The organism is Streptomyces sp. NPDC001093 (assembly GCF_040298985.1).
In the GTDB taxonomy this organism is placed as follows: domain Bacteria; phylum Actinomycetota; class Actinomycetes; order Streptomycetales; family Streptomycetaceae; genus Streptomyces.
This window is the reverse complement of sequence record NZ_JBEPBF010000306.1, coordinates 1-1010: the sequence shown is the minus strand read 5'-3', so window position 1 is coordinate 1010 and position 1010 is coordinate 1. Positions and strand designations below refer to the sequence as shown.

Genomic DNA, 1010 nt, shown 5'->3' with positions numbered 1-1010 from the left:
ACGACGAAGCTGGTCTGCAGCGAGGAGTCCTCCACGCCGTTGAACTTCAGGGTGACCGTCTGGCCCGCCAGCGAGGACAGGTCGAAGGTCTTCTGCGCGTACCCGGAGTTCGCGTTGAGGTTCGAGTACGTCGCCAGGGTGGTCGAACCGGCGGTCACCGTCAGCTTGTCGTACGCGGTGCTGGTGGTGGTCTCCGAGGTGTCGATGTGCAGGTAGAAGGTGAGCGTGGCCTTGCAGCCGGCCGGGATCGTCACCGACTGGGACAGGGTGTCGGTGTGGCTGGAGCCGTAGCCGTCGAGCCAGGCGTAGTAGGAGCCGCCGTGGGCCGCCTCACCGGTGTCGTTGACGATCACACCGCTGGTGGCGGTCCAGGCGGTGTTGCCCGACTCGAAGCCGGGGTTGGCCAGCAGCTGGGAGGAGGTGCAGCCGCCACCGCCGGAGCCGACGGTCCAGGTGAAGGAGGTCGAGCCGGAGGCTCCGGTGGAGTCCTTCGCGGTGACCGTGACCTGGTAGGTGCCCGCGGTGGACGCCGTACCCGAGATCAGGCCGGTGGAGCTGTTGATGGACAGCCCGGTCGGCAGGCCGGAAGCGCTGTAGGTGAGGGAGGCGCCGCCGCTGTCGGTGGCCTTGATCTGCAGGCTGACCGAGCTTCCGGTGGTGGTCGACTGGCTGCCGGGGTTGGTGACGGTCACCGTGTTGCCACCGGTGGAGCCGGCGGTGAAGGCGGTGGTGCCGTTCGGGGTGCCCCAGCCGGTCGGGCCGTCGTAGCCGGTGCCCGCGGTGCAGAAGTACGACGGGGAGCAGCTGCCGTTGTTGCCGCTGGTGACGTCGTACAGGTTGCCGGTGTGCTGGTAGGGGTACTTCGCCGGGTAGTCGCTCGCGCCCGGGGTGCCCGCGAGGGCGTAGACGGAGGCGATGATCGGCGAGCTGGCGCTGGTGCCGCCGTAGACCGCCCAGCCGGAGCCGCCGTAGGTGTCGTAGACCGCCACGCCGGTGGCCGGGTCGGCGAC

General features: G+C 69.6%; 1 protein-coding gene. It reads right to left on the bottom strand.

Translation table 11 applies throughout. The annotated features are described in order from the left end of the window. Window positions 1-1010, bottom strand: a 1010-nt coding sequence (locus ABT288_RS50050; protein ID WP_351623465.1) for a putative Ig domain-containing protein, incomplete at both ends; no start/stop codon positions are given.